This window comes from Paenarthrobacter sp. YAF11_1 (genome assembly GCF_052113445.1).
GTDB lineage: Bacteria > Actinomycetota > Actinomycetes > Actinomycetales > Micrococcaceae > Arthrobacter.
The window spans coordinates 533951-554347 of the sequence record NZ_JBFRDF010000001.1; the positions used below are offsets into that span (position 1 = coordinate 533951).

At 63.1% G+C, this 20397-nt stretch carries 16 protein-coding genes; 3 read left to right on the plus strand and 13 right to left on the minus strand.

The annotated features are described in order from the left end of the window. Positions 1–87: 87 nt before the first annotated feature. Entirely contained in the window at positions 88–1224 is a 1137-nt protein-coding gene (locus AB4Y77_RS02640; RefSeq protein ID WP_442012891.1) for a GuaB3 family IMP dehydrogenase-related protein, read from the minus strand. A 247-nt stretch (positions 1225–1471) separates the two neighbouring features. Between AB4Y77_RS02640 and AB4Y77_RS02645 the strand changes: the two genes are divergently transcribed. Then, positions 1472–2122 (plus strand): hypothetical protein, encoded by a 651-nt coding sequence (locus AB4Y77_RS02645; RefSeq protein WP_442012892.1) that lies wholly within the window; start codon positions 1472–1474, stop codon positions 2120–2122. Positions 2123–2125: 3 nt separating this feature from the next. Here the strand turns inward: AB4Y77_RS02645 and AB4Y77_RS02650 are convergent, their stop codons facing one another. From AB4Y77_RS02650 to AB4Y77_RS02665, 4 genes are all read right to left on the minus strand, one after another. Continuing rightward, complete coding sequence (locus AB4Y77_RS02650) at positions 2126–4018, minus strand: ABC transporter ATP-binding protein (RefSeq protein ID WP_442012893.1); 1893 nt, start codon at positions 4016–4018, stop codon at positions 2126–2128. 104 nt (positions 4019–4122) lie between these two features. Continuing rightward, on the minus strand, positions 4123–5634 hold the full coding sequence (gene guaB / locus AB4Y77_RS02655) for an IMP dehydrogenase (protein ID WP_311215259.1): 1512 nt from the start codon (positions 5632–5634) through the stop codon (positions 4123–4125). Positions 5635–5834: 200 nt separating this feature from the next. Further along, positions 5835–7913, minus strand: coding sequence for an acyltransferase family protein (locus AB4Y77_RS02660; RefSeq protein WP_442013053.1), 2079 nt, complete (start codon positions 7911–7913; stop codon positions 5835–5837). Continuing rightward, the gene (locus AB4Y77_RS02665; RefSeq protein WP_442013054.1) at positions 7913–9970 is read right to left on the minus strand and encodes an acyltransferase family protein; all 2058 of its coding nucleotides are present in this window, start codon (positions 9968–9970) and stop codon (positions 7913–7915) included. The genes AB4Y77_RS02660 and AB4Y77_RS02665 overlap by 1 nt, the downstream gene beginning before the upstream one ends. A 228-nt stretch (positions 9971–10198) precedes the next feature. Between AB4Y77_RS02665 and AB4Y77_RS02670 the strand changes: the two genes are divergently transcribed. Next, the gene (locus tag AB4Y77_RS02670; RefSeq protein ID WP_442012894.1) at positions 10199–11176 is read left to right on the plus strand and encodes a DUF389 domain-containing protein; all 978 of its coding nucleotides are present in this window, start codon (positions 10199–10201) and stop codon (positions 11174–11176) included. Here the strand turns inward: AB4Y77_RS02670 and AB4Y77_RS02675 are convergent. The 5 genes from AB4Y77_RS02675 to AB4Y77_RS02695 all read right to left on the minus strand — a co-directional run bounded on the left by AB4Y77_RS02675 (position 11089) and on the right by AB4Y77_RS02695 (position 16902). Further along, positions 11089–12279, minus strand: coding sequence for a flavin-containing monooxygenase (locus AB4Y77_RS02675; RefSeq protein WP_442012895.1), 1191 nt, complete (start codon positions 12277–12279; stop codon positions 11089–11091). The two genes, AB4Y77_RS02670 and AB4Y77_RS02675, sit on opposite strands and share 88 nt — an antisense overlap. A 237-nt stretch (positions 12280–12516) precedes the next feature. Beyond that, positions 12517–14172: a response regulator transcription factor gene (locus AB4Y77_RS02680; protein WP_311215263.1), complete on the minus strand. Its 1656-nt coding sequence runs from the start codon at positions 14170–14172 to the stop codon at positions 12517–12519. 177 nt (positions 14173–14349) lie between these two features. Further along, complete coding sequence (gene groL / locus AB4Y77_RS02685; RefSeq protein WP_311215264.1) at positions 14350–15963, minus strand: chaperonin GroEL; 1614 nt, start codon at positions 15961–15963, stop codon at positions 14350–14352. Between the two features lie 86 nt (positions 15964–16049). Beyond that, positions 16050–16346: a co-chaperone GroES gene (gene groES / locus AB4Y77_RS02690; protein ID WP_011775524.1), complete on the minus strand. Its 297-nt coding sequence runs from the start codon at positions 16344–16346 to the stop codon at positions 16050–16052. A 193-nt stretch (positions 16347–16539) separates the two neighbouring features. Beyond that, on the minus strand, positions 16540–16902 hold the full coding sequence (locus AB4Y77_RS02695) for a hypothetical protein (protein ID WP_442012896.1): 363 nt from the start codon (positions 16900–16902) through the stop codon (positions 16540–16542). A gap of 67 nt (positions 16903–16969) precedes the next feature. Between AB4Y77_RS02695 and AB4Y77_RS02700 the strand changes: the two genes are divergently transcribed. Next, positions 16970–18199, plus strand: a complete 1230-nt coding sequence (locus tag AB4Y77_RS02700; protein ID WP_311215266.1) for a class I SAM-dependent methyltransferase — start codon at positions 16970–16972, stop codon at positions 18197–18199. A 4-nt stretch (positions 18200–18203) separates the two neighbouring features. Here the strand turns inward: AB4Y77_RS02700 and AB4Y77_RS02705 are convergent, their stop codons facing one another. The 3 genes from AB4Y77_RS02705 to AB4Y77_RS02715 form a co-directional block, all read right to left on the minus strand. Next, positions 18204–19016, minus strand: coding sequence for a shikimate 5-dehydrogenase (locus AB4Y77_RS02705; protein ID WP_311215267.1), 813 nt, complete (start codon positions 19014–19016; stop codon positions 18204–18206). 63 nt (positions 19017–19079) lie between these two features. Further along, positions 19080–19202 carry a type B 50S ribosomal protein L36 gene (gene ykgO / locus AB4Y77_RS02710; RefSeq protein WP_011775528.1) on the minus strand — a complete coding sequence of 41 codons (123 nt, stop codon included), beginning with the start codon at positions 19200–19202 and terminating at the stop codon, positions 19080–19082. 38 nt (positions 19203–19240) lie between these two features. Beyond that, positions 19241–20392, minus strand: a complete 1152-nt coding sequence (locus AB4Y77_RS02715; protein ID WP_442012897.1) for a GTP-binding protein — start codon at positions 20390–20392, stop codon at positions 19241–19243. Between the last annotated feature and the right edge of the window lie 5 nt (positions 20393–20397).

Consider the following 20397-nt stretch of genomic DNA (forward strand, 5'->3'; position numbering starts at 1 on the left):
GAAGCGGGAATTGCCCCCGAACAGAGAAAGCCCCCGTTGGCGCCGAGAGGAATCGGCAGCCAACAGGGGGCTTTGAGCGCGCAGTTGTCAGTTGCCTGCGTAAGGCGAGACAACGACGTCGACCCGCTGGAATTCCTTGAGGTCCGAGTAGCCGGTTGTTGCCATTGAACGGCGCAGTGCACCGATCAGGTTGGACGTGCCATCGGTATGGTGGCCGGGTCCGAAGAGGACCTCTTCCAGCGGACCGACAGTGCCGACGTTGACGCGGTCGCCCCGGGGTGATTCAAGGTGGTGTGCTTCCGGACCCCAGTGCCAGCCGCGGCCTGGTGCCTCTTCAGCACGGGCCAATGCGCTGCCAAGCATGACGGCGTCGGCGCCCATGGCGATGGCCTTGACGATGTCGCCCGAGCTGCCCATGCCGCCGTCGGCAATGACGTGGACGTACCGGCCGCCCGACTCGTCCATGTAGTCGCGGCGCGCCGCAGCGACATCGGAAATCGCCGAGGCCATGGGCGAGTGGATGCCCAGGGCGCGGCGGGTGGTGGTGGTAGCGCCGCCGCCGAAGCCCACCAGGACGCCGGCCGCACCGGTACGCATGAGGTGCAGGGCAGGCGTGTAGCCGGCTGCTCCGCCCACAATCACGGGGACATCGAGTTCGTAGATGAACTGCTTGAGGTTCAGTGGCTCGTGGTTCTTGGAGACGTGCTCAGCCGAAACCGTAGTGCCACGGATAACAAAGATGTCGACGCCGGCAGCCACCACAGTCTTGTAGTGCTCCTGGGTGCGCTGCGGGGTCAGGGACCCTGCCACCGTGACGCCTGCGGCACGGATTTCGGCGAGGCGGGAGCTGATGAGTTCCGGCTGGATGGGTGCCTGGTAGAGGTCCTGCATGCGCCGGGTTACGGCCGGGCTGCTGGTCTCGTCCGCCAGGTCGGCGATCTCGTCGAGCACCTTCTGCGGGTCTTCGTAGCGGGTCCAGAGACCTTCGAGGTCCAGGACGCCCAGGCCACCGAGGCGGCCGAATGCGATGGCTGTGTCCGGGGACATCACGGAGTCCATGGGGGCAGCGATCACCGGGGTGTCAAACTTGTAGGCGTCGATCTGCCAGGAGACAGAGACGTCCTTCGGGTCACGCGTCCGGCGGTTCGGGACGATCGCGATGTCATCCAGGGAGTAGGCACGACGCCCACGCTTGCCACGGCCAATCTCAATCTCATAAGTCACGGCTCTTACTTTACTGGACCCCTCCCGGAACCCCGATTCGACACCAATAAAGTGAACACGTCACACAGTGTGGGAAATGACCCCAAGGATGGCTCACAGGATCGCGGCACTTCGTAAACTGGACGCAGAACCGCTAAAAGAAGGCAGAAATGACCGCGCAGAAAGAAATCCAAGCGTTACCTGTCAACGAACATGAGCTCATTGCCCTCGGCACCCCTGTACGCTCAGACCTGGAGCCGTACCCCGGGTGAGCTACCAGACAGGCCCCGCGCCTCTTCCCCAACCTGCCCGCCCGTTGGACTATTGGCTTTCGGCGGAACTCGCCGCCGTTTCTCCGAGCGGCGCACGCTCGCGCCTGCGGGAAATCGCCTCCGCACGCGGTTCCTACATGGGCGCCTGGGCCGCCGGAATCGGGATGGGCGCAGTCCTGATCCTCTTGGGCCCGCTCCTGGCCATCCGGCTTGGCACGTTCGCCCCGGTTCCCGCCTTCAGCCTTCCCGGGGCAGCAATCGCCGTACTCTGCTGCATTTTCTATGCAAAGGTGCGGGACCGGCTGCCTCGAACAGACCGGTCACCCGTCAATCGTGGGCCCGGCAGCTTGCGGGGCGCGCTTGGCTTCGTGGGGTTCATCCTGACCGCTTTCATCGGGGTGTTCGCATTTACCGCCAAGCCATCGACCTGGCAGGATCCCGCCCTTCTGCTGACGTTGGTCGCGGTCCTGGCGTTTGTCGTCTGTCTTCTGGTGGCCGCGATCATCGTCCCGGCCACCATCTTGGGCCGTTCCCGGGAATCACTTCGGAGCAAGGCTGTGAATGATCCTCGCTTCAGGGCGCTTCTGGAACAGGACCTCGCCACCTGGCGTGACCCGTATGGCGATGCCGGATACGGGCCGCTTTAGGTATCAGGGCGTGTTCTGGCTGGTCTCGTCCACGGAGAGCTGGGATTCGAACATCCGGAAGTAGCGACCCCTTAATGCCACTAATTCCTTGTGGGTCCCCTGCTCCGCGATTCGGCCGTCTTCCAGCATGTACACGATGTCTGCCTTCTCGATGGTGGCAAGGCGGTGGCTGATGGCGATGATGGTGCTGCTCCGGTCAGCGAAGAGCCGTGTGAAGATGCGGTGCTCTGCCAAAGCGTCGATAGCCGACGTCGGCTCGTCCATGACCATGAATGAGGCGTCGCGGTAGAAGTTGCGTGCCATGGCCAGTCGCTGCCATTGGCCCCCGGACAGGCCGCTGCCCTTGCGCCCGCGGGGGTCCTCCATCCAGTTGCTCACATGGTTTTCCAACCCATTGGGCAGTTTGTTGATGAATTCCATGGCTTCTGCGTCCGAGGCTGCCCGCCGGATGCGGTCGTCATTGCGTGGTTGGTCCACATCGCCCAAGTAGATGTTCTCTGCGGCCGTTGCGAACTCGTACTTCAGGAACTCCTGGCTCAGCACGGCCAAGTGCCGGTGCCAGCTGGTGACATCAATCCCGGCAAGGTCCACCCCGTCCAGGAGTACCTGGCCCGAATCAGGACGGTACAGGCCCGCCAGGATGCGGATCAGCGTGGACTTTCCTGCACCATTCTCGCCAACAATGGCAATGTGCTGGCCTGCCCGGATGGTCATGGAAATACCTTTGATGACCTCAATGTCGCTTCCGGTATAACTGAACCGGATATCCCGCAGTTCCACGGTGCCGGGCGACGAAACCAGCGGCTGTTCGTTGCCACTGGGAACCGGCAAGGCCATGAACAACTCATAGTCCTTGAGGTTGGCGAGGTCCTCGTCAATGGAGCTCAGGGAAGATACGAGGTTGTTGGCTGTGGACAGGGCCCGGCTGACGATCTGCTGCACATAGAGGAACTGCCCGACCGGCTGTGCCCTGGCGATGATCTGCCCAACGACCCAAATCAAGGACACCACCTCGGCGCCATATTGGAGTGAGTCCGCAACCAGCTGTTTGGGAATGTAGCGTTTTTGAAAGTCCAGGCGCCGCCGTTCGTCAGCATCCCGGAGCCGTGACCGGAGGTCCATGAGGTAGCCCACGATTCCGTAGAGCCGCATCTCAGCAATATGTTGGGGCCTCAGCAGGTTCTGTTCAATCATTCGGCGTTGACGCCGCGAATCCACCTGGGTGTTCCAATGCGCGATTTGCTCGCGTGACAGTTTGAACTGCAGGTACACGCTGGGCACAATCGCCACCAGGACAATGACGGCGATCCACCAACTGACCAGGACCAACGCACCGATGGCGAGGATCACGGAGACCAGCTGGGTGAAGATTGCGGCAATCCTGTCCAGTACGCGGGCGTACGAATCCGAGAACCGCTTGGCGCGGTCGTAAAGGTCCACCGTTTCTTTGTCGTCATAACGCCAGAACTCCAGTGCCAGGAATCGCTGGTACATCATGTCGCCCACGATCGCGCCCACCTTGAAGCTCATGAGCTGTTGGATGTAGCGGTCAACACTGCTGAAGGCACCCCAGAACAACCCCAGTGCCGCAGTGATGATGACGTACAGGATGGCTTGGGGACCGGCGTTGGGATCCCCCGCATACCCTGCGGCCAGGGCCGTCGTGGTCAGGGCCGCAAAATACGTGGTGACCAACGGAAGCGTGGCGGAGATCAACGAGCCAAGCACCTTCATGATCACCGCAACGGGTGATGCTTTGAAGCTCACCTTCAGGACCTGCCCGACGGCACGTGCGTACGGCCGCAGCGCCAACTTCCGGGGCGGCGTCGTCCCCGGCTGGGTTGGGTTCAACCGGATGGACTCCGGATGCCGCGGTTGCGCGGGCTTTTCAGACATGACCCCAGCCTATTCTCATGCGCCGACATTTCTGCACGGCGGTTAAACAGTTGTTCCCCGCGGAGATGCCTCCGCGGGGAACAACTGTTGTTACAGGTGATGGATCAGCGTGAACCGTAGTTGGGTGCTTCCACCGTCATCTGGATGTCGTGGGGGTGCGATTCCTTCAAGCCTGCCGGTGTGATACGGACGAACTTGCCGCGCGCCTTCAACTCGGGGATGGTCGGTGCGCCCGTGTAGAACATGGTCTGGCGGAGGCCGCCCACCAGCTGGTAGGCCACCGAAGCCAGCGGTCCGCGGAAGGCCACCCGGCCTTCGATGCCTTCAGGGATGAGCTTGTCATCGCCTGAGACGTCAGCCTGGAAGTAGCGGTCCTTGGAGTAGGAGGTGTTCTTGCCACGGGACTGCATGGCGCCCAAGGAGCCCATGCCACGGTAGCTCTTGAACTGTTTGCCGTTGACGAAAATGAGATCGCCCGGGGATTCCTCGCAGCCTGCCAGGAGGGATCCGAGCATCACGGTGTCGGCACCGGCAACCAGCGCCTTGCCGATGTCGCCCGAGTACTGAAGGCCGCCGTCGGCAATCAGCGGAACACCTGCCGGGATGGCAGCCTTGGCTGATTCGTAGATGGCCGTGATCTGCGGAACACCAACACCGGCAACCACGCGGGTGGTGCAGATGGAGCCCGGACCCACGCCTACCTTGATGCCATCGGCACCGGCGTCGATCAGCGCCTGGGCACCTTCGCGGGTGGCGGCCTGGCCGCCGATGATGTCCACGTGGGCGGCAATCGGGTCCGACTTGAGGCGCCGGATCATGTCCAGCACGCCTTGCGAGTGGCCGTTGGCGGTGTCCACGAACAGCGCATCCACGCCGGCGTCGATCAGCTTCATTGCGCGCTCCCAGCCATCGCCGAAGAAGCCGATGGCGGCACCCACGCGCAGGCGGCCTTCGTCGTCCTTGGTGGCCAGCGGGTATTGCTCTGCCTTGGTGAAGTCCTTGGTGGTGATGAGGCCCTTAAGGCGGCCCTGTTCGTCCACCAGGGGAAGCTTCTCGATTTTGTTGGTGGCGAGCTTGTGCGAGGCTTCCTCGCGGCTGATGCCCACGTGCCCGGTGATGAGGGGCATCTTGGTCATGGCGTCGCTGACGCTGCGGAGCGGGAATTCCGATTCCGGAATGAAGCGGGTGTCGCGGTTCGTGACAATGCCCAGCAGGCGTCCGTCGGTGTCCACCACGGGGAGGCCGGACACACGGTAGCGGGAACACAGCTCATCCAGCTCCTGCAGGGTGGCCTGCGGCCCAATGGTCAGCGGGTTGGTGATCATGCCCGATTCGCTGCGCTTGACGCGGTCCACATGCTCGGCCTGGTCGTCGATGGACAGGTTGCGGTGGACAACGCCCAGACCGCCCTGGCGCGCCATGGCGATGGCCATGCGGGACTCTGTAACAGTGTCCATTGCCGCGGACAGCAACGGCGTCTGCACGGAGATGCGCTTGGAGATGCGGGAGGACGTGTCGGCGTCGGACGGGATGACGTCGGTGTGGCCCGGGAGCAACAGGACGTCGTCGTACGTCAGGCCAACAAAGCCAAAGGGATCGTGTTCGGGCTGGGTCATGAGTGTGCGCCTCTTACCTGGGTTCCGGGGGCTTAACTGGTAGGGGTTGCAACTGATGACCAGCCCGTCATTACGGGACTGGCCTGTGCATAAAGTACCTGTACAGAAATTACCTGTGCAGAAGGTATTGGATAAATACTAGAACCTTCGCGCCGATCACCATATTCCGCGAGGCCCGAGTGTGAGCAACGGCACTGGACTTAGCCGCCGGACCAACCGGTGGCGGCAAGGAGCCGCTCCTCGAACATGGGGATCATGCTCTGCACGTAAGTCTTGGTGAGGTGGTTGTCGTCCTTGTAGACGTAGACGTTGCCCACTACTGCCGGACAGGTGCCCTGTTCGCAGATGAAGTCGCTCATATCCATCAAGTAGAGCCGGTCCACTTTGCCCACGTAGTCGTCCAGCGGCGACGACGCGGCCAGGGACTCCTCCAGCGGGGCGTTGCAGTCCGGCGAATCAGGGCCCTTTTTCTGCACGCACTCCGGCATATTGATGCTGAAGCGGGGGTTGTCGCGGACGCCAACAACGTCCATTCCTGCATCCGTGAACGGCTGGATGCCTTCAAGGTAGCCGGGCACTTCGGTCTCAAAGGGCGCTGTGGCGTGGGTCAGCGACGCTACCGTGAAGACGGCATCCGGCTGGTGCTCCATGACGTAGGCAGCACTTGCCTTGTTGAACTCGTTGCATTCATCGGTCCGTTCAGGGGACTCGGCGCCGAACCGGCAACTGCCCTTCAAGAGCGTCACCACTTCCCACCCGTGCTGCTTGGCGATGGGGCCCAGCGCAGCCATGTACTGCTGGGCATGCGAATCACCGAGCACCACGATCTCCTTGGTGACTTCCTCGGGTTCATCGTTTTGAAGGCAGCCCTCCAGCAAAGGGTCCGAGGGCACGTTGTCGCCAGTGCACAGGCCGTCAATGTCGGCCCATTCGTCCTTCATCGCGGCAGGCGCAGGGATGATCATTGCTTCCTGGGTAGGTTCACCAACGAACTCCGGGGACAACGCCGCGGCTCCAGGGGTCAGTTCCTTGGGCTGGCCGGCGATCGCCGCGCTTTCAGATGCGATGGCCCCCTGCCAAACAGTAACGGGGAGCGCCAGCAACGCGCCGCAAGCGGCAACCACGACGGCGGCACGCCAGGACCGCACATCCGGCCACTTCCAGCGGCGCATGGGAACTTCCACGTATTTGGTGGTGGCAACGGCCAGCAGCATGGAGAAGGCCATGATCCCCAACCCTTGAAGGAGGTTGGGCGTGGTGGTCCCGGAGACCAACAGGAAGAACACCAGGACCGGCCAGTGCCACAAGTAAAGGGCGTAGGAGTTATCCCCCACCACCACCAGCGGCCGCGAGCTCAGGATACGGTCCACACCGAAACGGCTGGTGCTCTGCCCGGCGATGATGACCGCCGCGGCGGCGAGCGTCGGCCAGAGCGCGATAAAGCCGGGGAAGGATCGGTCCACGGTGAGGACCAGTCCGCAGGCGAGCATGGCGGTAATACCGGCCCACCCCAGGAATACGCGGAGCCGGCGTCCGGGCTTCAGGTACGGAAGAGCGAGGGCGAGCAAAGAGCCCAACGCGAACTCCCAGAGGCGGGCACGGGTATCAAAGTACGCCACGGCCTGGTTGTTGGTGGTCTGATCGATGGAGTACACCAGAGATGCCACGAAGACGGCCCCGAAGGCCACGAAGAGGAGCGTCCGGTGGGTTACTGCCTTCCGGTCCGGGAAGAGCTTGGCCACCTGCGGCTGCAGCAAGGCAACAGCGGCGAAGACCAAGGGCCACAGGATGAACACCTGGCCCTGGACGGACAGGGACCAGAAATGCTGGAGCGGGCTCGCTCCCGAATGATCCTGGGCGTAATAATCCACAGCGGTGTCTGCCAGCTGCCAGTTCTGCCGGTAGAGCAGCGATGCCCACGCCTCCGCAAGGACATCCGGCCACCGGCTCTGCGGGATGAAGGCCCAAGTAGCAGTCAGGACCCCCAACAAGACCACGACGACGGCGGGCAGCAGCCGCTTGAAGACATGCAGCCAGTGCCGCAGGAGCCTCAGAGGCTTCCCGTTCTCGAGTTTGCGTGTGAAGGACAAGGTCAGCAGGAATGCCGAAATGAGCAGGAAGACGTCAACCCCGCCGGAGACCCGGCCAAGCCAAATATGGTAGGCGGCCACCATCAGCACAGCCAGGGCGCGCAGGCCTTGGACCTCCGGGCGGAAGCCGGGCTTCGCCGTCGTGCGTTTCTCCCGGGCAGGTGCCGTCACTGCTGTAGGTGCGTCCATCATCGCTGCCACCCGGTCGCGGCAAACCACCTTTCTTCAAACATCTCGGCCATGCTGGTCACATACGTCCTGGACAGGTGGTTGTCGTCCAAATACACGAACACGTTTCCTACCACGCTGGGGCAGGTGATGCCGTCGCAGAGGAGGTCGGTCATGTCCAGGAAGGCTGCGTTGCCGAACGTTCCCTGCACGGCTGCGAAGGGGCTTTCCGCGGCAAGGACCTCGGGCTGGTCGGACTTGCAATCAGCGCTGTCAACGCCTTTGGACAACGCACATTCGGTGACGTTGTAGTCATATCGGGGGTTATCGCGGATGGCCACCACCTCGATGCCGAGGTCGTTGAGGTTGGTCACCGTCTGTTCAAAGCCGTACACCAACTGCTCATCCGGTGACGACGGGGACGCCATGGTTCCCACCATGAAGACAGTGTCCGGCGCCTTCTCGGCTGCGTAGCGGAAAGCGGCCGCGTTGAAGTCGTTGCAGCCGGAATCGGCGTCCGGGTTCTCCGGCATGAAATGGCATCCGCCCAGCAAAAGGGCAGTCACCTTCCAATGTTCCGCTTCGGCCAGCGGGCCCAGCGCGGCCAGCCACTGCTGGGAGTGGGAGTCGCCCAACACCAGGATTTCCCTGTCGGCGTCTTCCCCCACGTTGTTCTGCTGGCACTTGTCCTGCAGCTGCTTGTCCTCCGGTTTGGCATCGCCCTCGCACGGACCCGACAACGTTGCCCAGTCTTCCGGAAGTTGCTCAGCGGTGGGCAGCGTCTTGGCGCCATCGCTGACGAGGTCCACGTACCCAGGGACCAGCGCGTGGGCACCGGGGTTGTCGTTGAACGCTTGGGCCTGAGCTGCTTTGAGGTCCAGGTCCTGCTTGTACTGGAAACCCAAGAGCGGCGCGCACGCCACGGCAAGGCAGGCTGCGATGGCGATGGCCGAACGGCGGCGCTTGACCTCGGGCCACGTCCATTCCCGGAACGGCTTCTCCACATACTTGGTGGTCAGGAACGCCAGCACCAGCGACAGTGCGATGATGACCGTTCCAGACAGCCAACCTGCATGGTCCTTGCCGCTCCACGCCAGGGCGATCACCAGGATGGGCCAGTGCCACAAGTAAAGGGCATAGGAGTTGTCACCCAGCCGGACCAGGAATTTTGAACTCAGGATCCTGTCCACGCCCAAACGGCTCCCGGTCTGGCCCGCGGCAATCACGGCAACAGCGGCCAGCGTGGGCCACAAGGCAACAAACCCGGGGAATGCTGTCTGCACCTGCAGCAGGACGCCGCAGCTGAGCATGGCGGCCACGCCGATCCATCCCATGATGACGCGGATGGGTTTGGCGAAGTTCAACCCCGGGAGAATCAGCGCCAGCAACGTGCCCAAGGCGAACTCCCACAGGCGCGCAAACGTATCGAAGTACGCTACCGCCTGGTTGGTGGCCGTGAAGATGACGGAGTAGGTGAGGGAGAGGACAAAAATAATCGCAAAAACGTACGCGAGAGTGGCCCGGTACCTCAGGCTGAACCGGCGGCAAAGAACTGCGACGGTGGCGAAAATGACGGGCCAAAGGATGAACACCTGGCCCTGGATGGAGAGGGACCAGAAGTGCTGGAGCGGACTGGCGAGGCTGTGGTCGGTTGCGTAGTAATTCACCGCCAGGCCCTGCAGGAGCCAGTTTTCGAAGTAAAACAGTGAAGCCCACGCCTGGTGGACCACCTCTACCCACCTCGTGGGCGGAAGGAAGGCAAACGTCGCCGCGAGCGTGGCCAACAGAACCACCACGACGGCGGGAAGCAGCCGCCGGAACAGGTGCAGCCAGTGCCGCAAAAGGTCCATGGGCCGGCCCTGTTTATACCGGCCGGTGAACTGCAGCGTCATGAGGAAGGCAGAGATCAGGAGGAACACATCGACGCCGCCGGAAACCCGTCCGATCCAGATGTGGTAACTGACCACCATCAAGACGGCGAGGGACCTAAGACCTTGGATCTCGGGACGGAATTTCGACTTTGCAACGGGTCCGGAAGACCGCCTGCCGGCGCGGGCAGGGGCTGGGATCGTTGGCATAGTCACGTTAGGCAGTTCCTCAAAAGCTGTGGCACAAAGCATCAATCATACGCGGTTTGGTGGCCCCCACCCAGCCGGGACCGTCTGATGGACCGACTTCCGAGGGTCAATTAGTTCAGGCCCAGCTATGCATTTTCCCAGTCCCGCCGGTGCGTGGCCTGTGCTTGAATCACGGCCAAGCGCACGTGACGGAACTATCCTGGAGCCGGGCCGGAGGAAAGGAAACCCATGATCGTGCAGCTGCGCCTCTGCGTACCGGCAGAGATGTCCGACGCCGTCGTGAGGTGTTGCTCCGACCAGACCGGAGCCGCCGAGGTAGCCGTCCACGAAGGTGCTTCGGTGGTGCCACCCGGCGATGTCATCATCGTTCAAATCGCCCGGGAATCCGCGGAAGAACTGATCGAGCGGCTTCATGCCCTCAAGGTCCCGGACCTGGGCTCCATCTCCATATCGTCACCCGACCTGGTCTTGTCCAAGCGCGCTGACGACGCCGAGGCATCCGCTCCCGGTGAGTCGGCCGATTCCGTCATTTGGGACGAGGTGTCCAGACAAACCGGCGAGGACTCGAAACTGACATGGAGCTTCCTGGCATTTTTGGTGATTGCAACGCAGTTGGCGGCGATCGGCATTGTGACCGATTCCACGATCGCGATTGTGGGCGCAATGGTGGTGGGACCAGAGTTCGGACCGCTCGCCGCGTTGGCAGTGGGGCTGGTGGAACGGAAGTGGCGGTTGGTACGTGCCTCGTTGCTCGCGCTGGGCGTCGGTTTCCCGCTCGCCATGCTGGTCACGGCAGTTGCAGCGTGGCTCTCAGTGCCGCTCGGATTGTTTCCGGGCGACACGCTGGAGCGGGGATCAGCCGTAGAGTTCATCTACCACCCGGGTCCGTACTCACTGATAGTGGCCGCACTCGCTGGTGCGGCTGGAATGCTGTCCATGATCAGCCACCGTTCCTCGGCGCTGGTGGGTGTGTTCATTTCCGTCACGACTGTTCCGGCTGCAGGCTACGTTGCCGTTGCGTTGGTTCTGGGTGAATACAGCAAAGCGGCCGGATCAGCAATGCAGCTGGCACTCAACCTGGTGGGCATCGTGTCAGCTGCGGCTGGGGTTTTACTGTTCTACCGGCTCATCGGCAAGCGGGTTTCCTTGGCCCGGCGACCCTCCGGCTCCGGACGTCGCTCCGTTGCCAACCGGCGGGCCAGGTAGCGGGCATCCCGGCAGACCCCGGGAAGCGTTGCCGAGGCTGCCGCGAAGAGGAACTCCTGACCGATGAAGAACACTCCGGGAACATCGTTTGCCACTCCCCTGGTCTGCCTCGGTTCACCCTGTTCGTCGAAGACCGGCAGTTTCACCCACGAGTACTCCTCGTGATACCCCGTGCACCAAATAACGTTCGCGGCCTCCACCTTTGTCCCATCGTCCAGGACCGGTAAGCCTCCCGAAACGCCCGCCAGCCTTGGAACCAACCGCACCCCCGCGGCGGCCAGGTCCTTGGTCTTGGTCCGGATCAGTGGCGCCGCCATGGATTTGAACCCCGGGGCGGCCTTGCGTCCGATCGGCGTGTTGAGCGTTAGAACACGGACCCCCAGGAACTTCACTACTGGCAAGGCGAAACGAGCCGCTGCCCTGCCGTGCTTCATAGGCATTTCGCCGCTTGGCTTCCCTGCAAGAACGGTGGAATGCGACCCTCCAACGTCAAGGGCGATCTCCGCCCCCGAGTTTCCAAGCCCTACCACCAGCACTGTTCCCTCCCTCAACTGCCCCGGGTTCTTGTAGTCCTGGGAATGCAGCTGGACTATGTCCGGATCCAGCTCTCCTGCGAACGGGGGCCGTTTCGGAAGATGGTGCCCGCCGGTAGCAATCACCACGTTGCGCGTGCGCCAGAGCCGGTCCCCTGCCGCGACAACAAATCCCTCCCCCTCGGATCTGATGTCCTCAACATGGACACTGGACACGAACGGGAGGTCGAAACGACGCACATAGTCCTCCAGATAGTTGGCCAGTTGATCTTTCGTGGGGAAGGCAAGGCGGTCTCCGGGGAAAGGCCAGCCGGGAAGTCCGTCATATTTGGCCGGTGTGAACAGTTTGAGGGAGTCCCAGCGTTGACGCCAGGCATCCCCTGGCCTTCCATGCTGATCCAGAATGAGGAACTCCCGGCCTTCCTTGGCCAGCCAGTATGCGAGCGCGAGCCCGGCCTGGCCACCTCCCACGATGATGGTGTCCAGGTCAGTGTGCTGCTGGTCTGGGTGCTGCTTGTCTATGTACTTCCGGTCTGTGTCCGTGCGGGCTGGGTGCTGCTGCGACTCCATGGCTGGTTGTCCTTCCGTTCTTGGTTCTGCGGGGTCCTGATACAGCCAAGCTATGAGTCCAACCCCTCCCGTCGCGTCGGCAGAAAGACGCATCCAGTTCCACACGGCATGGGTATTTATGCGCAGTAGGTGAGAGTGGGATCGGCCGAACCACACGGGATCTGAGAGAGGGACCGGCCGAACCACACGGGACGTGAGATAGGGACCGGCCGAACCACACGGGACGTGAGAGAGGGTTCAGTGGATCAGGCCGTGCTCGAAGGCGTAGCTGGTTGCGGCTGACCTGGACGGTACCGCGAGCTTGGACAAAATGTTGCTTATGTGGCGTGCCACGGTCTTTTCGCTGAGGTACAGCTCCCGGGCGATGATCCGATTTGAATGTCCAGCGGCCACCAGCCGCAGGACTTCCATTTCCCTGCCCGTCAGCGACGACTGGCCGTGGGGCTTTTCGCCGGCGAGTTCCAGCACGTCCGCAACCGCTGGTGTTGCCCCGAGATCCGCGAAGTCGGCCTTGGCCGCGGCAAACTCCATGGCGGCCGAATCCGGGTCTCCCAGCAGTGCGCAAGCACGGCCGGCAAGCACCCTGCACCGGGCTGCCTGGTAGGGCGCCTCCAGGCTGTACCAGATCCGCCAGGCTCCCCGAGATTCGCGGAGGGCAGCCGTGGGGTCACCCTCGGCCAGCAAGACCTGCGCCGCCGCGTGCGAAGCGAGCGCCAACTCCAGGGGACGGCTGGCCGCCTGCAGGGCTCCGGATACGGCGTGCAGTGGCCCGGATAATTCGTCCAAAGCTGCCCTCGCCGCAGCCACGTCTCCCAAGGCGAGCTCAATCTCGACGACGGCGGGGAGCAATCGTCGACGATTGGCCGTGTCTGCTTCTGCCAAGGCACGCCGCATAGTGGCTTGCGCCTGGGACGCCCTGTGCTGCGCCAACTGAAGCAAGGCAATGCCGGGAACTGGCTCAAAACCTGTCCCGGCCGCAGTAGCGTAGGCTTTCGCAGCTTCGTCAAGGAATCCTTGCAGCCGCAGTACATCGCCTTGCTGGTACCAGGATCCGAACGTCGCGTCGGGGTCGCCCTTCCTGACCCGGCCTTCGGCGGCGCGCGCCACAGAGAGTGCCTCGTCCCATGCCCCATGCAGGATGAGCAGCTCGGCCCGGTACGCCTGGCATTGTCCGCTGAACATCACCATGTCCGGGCGTTCACCACACCAGCGTTCCAATGCTGAGGTCCACTCGTGGGCACGCCTTACATCATGCGAGAGGCGGCAACTGCCCAAGACTGCACAGTAGATGATGCCCGCTGGTATGGGCGAAACCTCCCCCGAGGTGACCGACACCATGACTTCGTCCAGGAGTTGGAGCCCGTCCTCCACGTTTCCCAGGGAGACACGTGAGGTACCTACACCGAGCTGCCCCAGCGCCTGAAGGTCTTTGTCATGGAAGGACTGGCCCAGTTCCAAGGCCCGGCTGAACATTTCATGGCCCGTCCCCGGGTTGCCGGATCGAAGCGCGCCCAGGGCAGCGGGAATGAGCAGGTACCCTTCGGCGGCGCATGGTCCGGCCATGCCGTCCAGCAGGTGCCTGGCGCGGGACAACCAGCCATTGCCCTGGGCATGCTCGCCCATGTCCATCAGGAACATAACCAGCCACGCGGCACAGCGGGCCGCACTGTCTGTATCCCCCATGGTCAGGAATTCGTCGTGGGCTCGCGCGAGGTACTCCACGCTCTGCGCGTTCAAGCCAAGCAGCATCGCCACGGAGGCGGCCAGCTCGATGTCCTGGGGAGGCAGGCCGCCCTCGGAATCGGCGCGGACGAGGCAATTCAGGGCATCGTTCCAGCGGCGCTCGTGAAATGCTGAGCGTCCCAGGTCCAAGTCTGTGTCCGGAGCTGTCATGGCTCACCTGCGGGTGGGTGGCGGCCCGGGTGATGCCCGTGCCGCAGCTTTTAGCGTCAGGTTACTGCCGTCGTCGAACGCTCACAATAGCTTGGGCAGGCATGCCTGCCGGCAGTCTCCATGACGCACGAAGCCCCGGCCACGCGAACGTGACCGGGGCTCCAATGAAACAGCCTGCTAGTGGCTGTGACCTGCGTGTGCGTCTTCGTCCTCAGCCGGCTTCTCGACAACCAGGGTCTCGGTGGTGAGAACCAGGGCAGCGATGGAAGCGGCGTTGCGGAGAGCCGAACGGGTGACCTTGACGGGGTCGATCACGCCAGCGGCGATCAGGTCCTCGTACTCGCCGGACTTGGCGTTGAAGCCGTGGTTGGCTTCCAGCTCGGACACCTTGGCAACGACAACGAAACCGTCGAAGCCGGCGTTCTGTGCGATCCAGCGCAGCGGCTGAACCAGGGCGCGGCGGACGATGCCCACAGCAGCTGCTGCGTCACCTTCCAGCGCCTTGACGGCCGGGGACTCGTCCAGTGCCTTGAGAGCGTGGATAAGAGCCGAACCGCCACCGGAAACGATTCCTTCTTCGAGGGCTGCACGCGTGGAGGAAACAGCGTCCTCGATGCGGTGCTTCTTTTCCTTCAGCTCAACCTCGGTGGCTGCGCCAACCTTGATCACGCCGATGCCGCCGGCCAGCTTGGCCAGGCGTTCCTGCAGCTTTTCCTTGTCCCAGTCGGAGTCCGTCCGGGTGAGCTCAGCACGCAGCTGTGCAACGCGGTCAGCCACGTCCTCAGCCGTGCCGGCGCCGTCAACGATGGTGGTGTTGTCCTTGGTCACCGTGATGCGGCGCGCGGTACCGAGTACCTCGAGGCCAACGGTGTCCAGGCTCAGGCCAAGGTCCGGGGAAACAACCTGGGCGCCCGTGAGCGTGGCGATGTCCTGGAGCATGGCCTTGCGGCGGTCGCCGAAGCCCGGAGCCTTGACGGCAACAACGTTGAGGGTGCCGCGGATGCGGTTGACGATCAGCGTCGAGAGGGCTTCGCCTTCGATGTCTTCAGCAATGATGAAGAGCGGCTTGTTGGCCTGCAGGGCCTTCTCCAACAGCGGCAGGAAGTCCTGCAGCGAGGAGATCTTGCCCTGGTTGATCAGGATGAGGGCGTCCTCGAGGACGGCTTCCTGGCGCTCTGCGTCGGTGACGAAGTACGGGGACAGGTAGCCCTTGTCGAACTGCATGCCTTCGGTAAGGACCAGTTCGGTCTGCGTGGTGGAGGACTCTTCAATGGTGATGACACCGTCCTTGCCAACCTTGCCGAACGCTTCGGCGAGGAGCTCGCCGACTTCGTCGCTCTGCGCGGAGATGGCTGCGACGCTGGCAACCTGGGTGCCTTCAACTTCGCGGGCGTTCTCCAGGAGGCGGGCTGCGACGGCTTCAACGGAAACCTCGATGCCGCGCTTGATCTCGCCCGGAGCGGCGCCGGCGGCAACGTTGCGCAGGCCTTCCTTGACCAGGGCCTGTGCAAGCACGGTGGCCGTGGTGGTTCCGTCGCCTGCGACGTCGTTGGTCTTGGTGGCTACTTCCTTGGCCAGCTGTGCGCCAAGGTTCTCGTAGGGGTCGTCAAGCTCAACTTCACGCGCGATGGTGACGCCATCGTTGGTGATCGTGGGAGCGCCCCACTTCTTGTCCAGCACGACGTTGCGGCCGCGCGGGCCAAGCGTCACCTTGACAGTGTTGGCGAGCTTGTCGATACCGGCCTCAAGAGACCGGCGGGCAGCATCGTTAAAAGCAAGCTGCTTTGCCATGGTTGTGTCCTTTCAAGACAGAAAACCCGCACCGCTGACGGTCGGAAATGATTTCCAACGCGACGGCGGTGCGGGGCTCCGGGAAGTTACTTTACGACGATCGCAAGGACGTCGCGGGCGGACAGAACGAGGTACTCGTTGCCGCCGGTCTTGACTTCGGTTCCACCGTACTTGGAGTAGATGACGACGTCGCCAACAGCTACGTCAACCGGTACGCGGTTGCCGTTGTCATCGAAGCGGCCGGGGCCGATTGCAACAACTTCGCCTTCCTGCGGCTTTTCCTGTGCGGAGTCCGGAATGACCAGGCCGGAAGCCGTGGTCTGCTCTGCTTCGAGCGGGCGAACAACAATACGATCCTCAAGAGGCTTAATCGAGACCGACACTCGGACTCTCCTTTTCATGAGCTGATTCATGGACTAAGAACTAGGGTGCCGGAGCGTACATCCGCCGTCGCGGTGCCGGAAGACGCTTGGCATTTATTAGCACCCTCCAGGGGAGAGTGCTAACTAGACTCTATGTAAATCGTTAGCACTCGGTCAAGGTGAGTGCCAGCATTTCGTCATGGGTGAACGCCGGTCACCGGCCCGTAAGGTCATCGAGGTCGTAGTCCTGGCCGTCGTCATCCTCGTCCAGCGGGGCATTGCCGCGGTTCCGGTACAGGAGTACGGCGGCCGCAACAGCAACGACGCCGGAAATCACCAGGGTGATAATCCCACCGGTGCGGGCGCCGCTGTAGAGCTCGCGGATGTCCCGCGCTTCGTCGGTGGCATCGTTGACGCTCTTGCCTGCGACGGAATAGGTGGCCGCGTTGAAGGAATCCAACGCGAAGATGATGATCAGCAAGCCGACGCAGACCACAGCGATCACGGCCCCCGCTATGAGGGCGGGTCGCGCGAACTTCAGCATGGTGGAGGGTTGCGGGGCTGCGGTGTCTTCCATGAAAACAACCCTATCGGGCTGATTCGCCCGTCACGTTGTCAAGTGCCGCGCCGTTAGGCTTGATTCCATGCCTCACGCACCGCAGGAACAGATCGCACCCTTGCTGACCACTGAAGGATGGGAACTCCTGGCCTCCTTGGGGCCCTACCGCGAGGCCGACGCTTTCAGCACCAACGCTGATCTCCGCAAAGCCGGCCACTCCGCCGAATTGGTGGCAGCAGTCCTGACGCAATCACGGCTGCGCACCCGCGCCGAGGCGAAGTTCGGCGAGTTCGCCCGGCAGATGCTGTTCACCCAGGCAGGCTTGGAGCAGGCCACACGGTTGAACGTTGCAGCCCGGCACGCAGAACGCTTCGCCAAGGCAGGCATTTCCCATGTGGCCGACCTCGGATGTGGCCTCGGCGCCGATTCCATGGCGATGGCGTCCATGGACATCTCAGTGACCGCCGTTGAGATGGATGAAACCACGGCTGCCTGCGCCACCATCAACCTCATCCCGTTCCCGCACGCCACCGTGGTGCACTCCGATGCCACATCCGTGGATCTGGACGGGATCGACGGCGTGTGGCTGGATCCTGCACGCCGGACGACGTCCACGTCGGGGACCAAGCGGATTTGGGACCCTGAGGCCTTCTCTCCTCCTTTGTCCTTCGTGGAGAAGCTGGCAGCTACCGGGCGCGCCGTCGGCGTCAAAATGGGGCCCGGCATCCCCCATGACTCCGTTCCCTCCGGCTGTGAGGCCCAATGGGTCTCGGTGGGCGGGGACGTCACCGAAGTGACCCTGTGGTTCAACGCCGTGGCCCGCCCCGGCGTGCGCCGGGCGGCCCTGGTCATTGGCAGCCAGGGCGCCGCTGAAATCACCAGCGGCGAGGACTTCGACGCCGGTCCGGCAGCCGCCGTCGGGCCTGTTGAAGGTTTCTTGTACGAACCGGACGGCGCGGTCATCCGCGCAGGCCTGGTGGCCGACATCGCCGAAAGGCTGGGCGGGCATCTGGTGGACGAGCACATCGCGTACATCTGCGCGCCGGAACTGCACGACACTCCTTTTGCCCGTGCCTACAAGGTCCTTGAGGTGATGCCCTACAACGTCAAGGCCCTCAAAGCCTGGGTGAAAAGCAAGGGGATCACCGTGCTGGACATCAAGAAGCGCGGCACGGCAGTGACTCCCGAAGAGCTGCGCAAGCAATTGCTTCCCGCCAAACCCTCAAAGGGGAAGGATGCAAAAACAGCCACCCTGGTCCTCACCAGGATCGGCGAGGAAAGAGTGGCTGTTGTGGTGGAGCCGGTCACGGCCTAGCACCTCAGCGGCGGGAGAACTCCGAGGCTTCGCGGACCTGCCCGGCACTGGGGCGCACGCCCGTATACAGCACGAATTGTTCTTCGGCCTGGATGGCGATGACCTCGGCCCCAGTGATGACCTTCTTGCCGGAGTTCCTGGCAGCGGTGATGAGCGGCGTCTCCGAAGGCAGCGCAACGACGTCGAACACCACCTGCGCAGCAGAGATTGTCTCGTCATCGAAGGATTGGGCCATTTCGTCCGCACCAGCCATCCCCAGCGGGGTGACGTTGATGATCAGGTCCGCTGTTGAGCCGTTGACATCGTCCTGCCAGCCGAATCCGTAGAGATCCGCAAGCGCCCGTCCTGTGGTCTCATTGCGGGCCACGATAGTGACGGCGGCGAACCCTGCGTCCCGGAGTGCTGCGGCTACGGCCTTGGCCATCCCGCCGGCACCCCTGAGAAGTACAGTGTGGCTGCTGGGAACCTGATGGTCCTTCAGGAGCCGGGCAATGGCGATGTAGTCCGTGTTGTAGGCGGTCAGGACGCCGTCGTTGTTGACGATGGTGTTCACCGAATCAATGGCCTGTGCCGACGGGTCCATCACATCAACCAGCGGGATGACCGCTTCTTTGTAAGGCATGGACACCGCGGCACCCCGGATGGGGAGGCCGCGGATGCCCGCTACCGCGAGGGTGATGTCAGCGGGGGCGAATGCCTTGTAAACAAAGTTCAGGCCGAGCAGATCGTAAAGATAATTGTGGAACCTGGTCCCGATATTGCTGGGCCGGGCCGCAAGCGAAATGCACAGGGACATGTCTTTGTTCAGGATTGGCATTCCCCCATTAAACGCCCTCTTGGTAGAGCCGTGTATTCACCGCACTTCTGAGACGTCCGTGGGTTAGCCCTGGCGAGCCTTCATCCGCGGGTTGTTCTTGTTGATGACGAAGGTGCGTCCCCGCCTGCGCACGATCTGCGCACCGGGGATCTTCTTGAGGGCACGCAGGGAATTCCTGACCTTCATGGTGTTTTCTCCTTTGATGTGGGTGCTGGCGTTTCGGATTAGAGGGCGTCGCTGAGTTCCAGGGGGTCGTCCCAGACGCCGGAGTCCAGTGTCATTTCGGCCTCCGTCAGTTGGCAGCCGTCCAGGAGCTCGCGGATTTCCGTGGGGTCGATGTCCTCGGAACGTCCGGTGATGGCAAGGACGGTGCCGCGGTCGCCGTGGTGTGGATGCCAGTCCAGGAACGCGTCGACGTCGGAGCCGGCCTTTCCGGTGGCCCCCTCGCCAGGGGCGGATCCTGCTGAGTCGGCGAGCCAGTTCCCGGTACTTTCGAGCCAGACCCTGGGTCCTATGCCTTGGACGGCGATCCGCCGTGTTGGCGCGGAGGCGATCCACAGCCGGCCGCGCAGCCAGTGCGTACCGATGGCCAGCTGTGGCAGCGCATCCCGGAAGCGTCCGGGATGAAGGGGACGGCCAGCCTTGTGGAGCACGGTCCGGAAGGGACCTGGCGTTTCGCTCAGGGGCACACGCACGACGCCGGGCCGGTTACGTGCCGCTGCTTCAGCATCGTCGAAGCAACCTGGCCGGAATTCCCCGGCCGACCCGACGGCGTTGGCATGGGGCGCCAACTGGCCCAGCAGTTCCAGGCCAACCAGCCAAGCCTCCGATCCTTCACGCGGATCCCCGGTCAATACCGCTCCCAGACCCGGGGAAACCATCACGGTGTCCACTTGGCCGAACTCACCGATCAGGAATTCGCCACTGGTGCGCTCATCCTGGGGCATGGAGGTGAACCCGGATTCGAACAGGGTGTGCCGGTCCCAAATGTGGTCGTCCAAATCCGCCGGGTCCATGGCCAGCACTGCATTGTCCATGACGGCCGGCTGGCTGAGTCCACGGCGAAGTTCTGCGACGGCCATTCCTGCCGCGACTCCCGGTGGGAGGCCCAGGACCACGTGGTCGAAGCCGCAGGCTGCGAGGCGTTCCGCCGTGGGGACTACGTCAAGGCGGACGGTGCAGCTGAGGCAACCATGCTCCAGGACCGTGGTTTCGCGCTCGAACAGCTGGCCGCCCCGGTAAACGCGTCGGAGGACCAGGGAACCGTCCAGGAGATCGTGGAGGACCACCACGGAGTTCTCGTGGGTTCGGCCGAGCCTTGCGGTGGCTGCCTCGCGGCATTGGCTGTCCAGGGAACTGACTACTGTGAGGTGCATGGCTA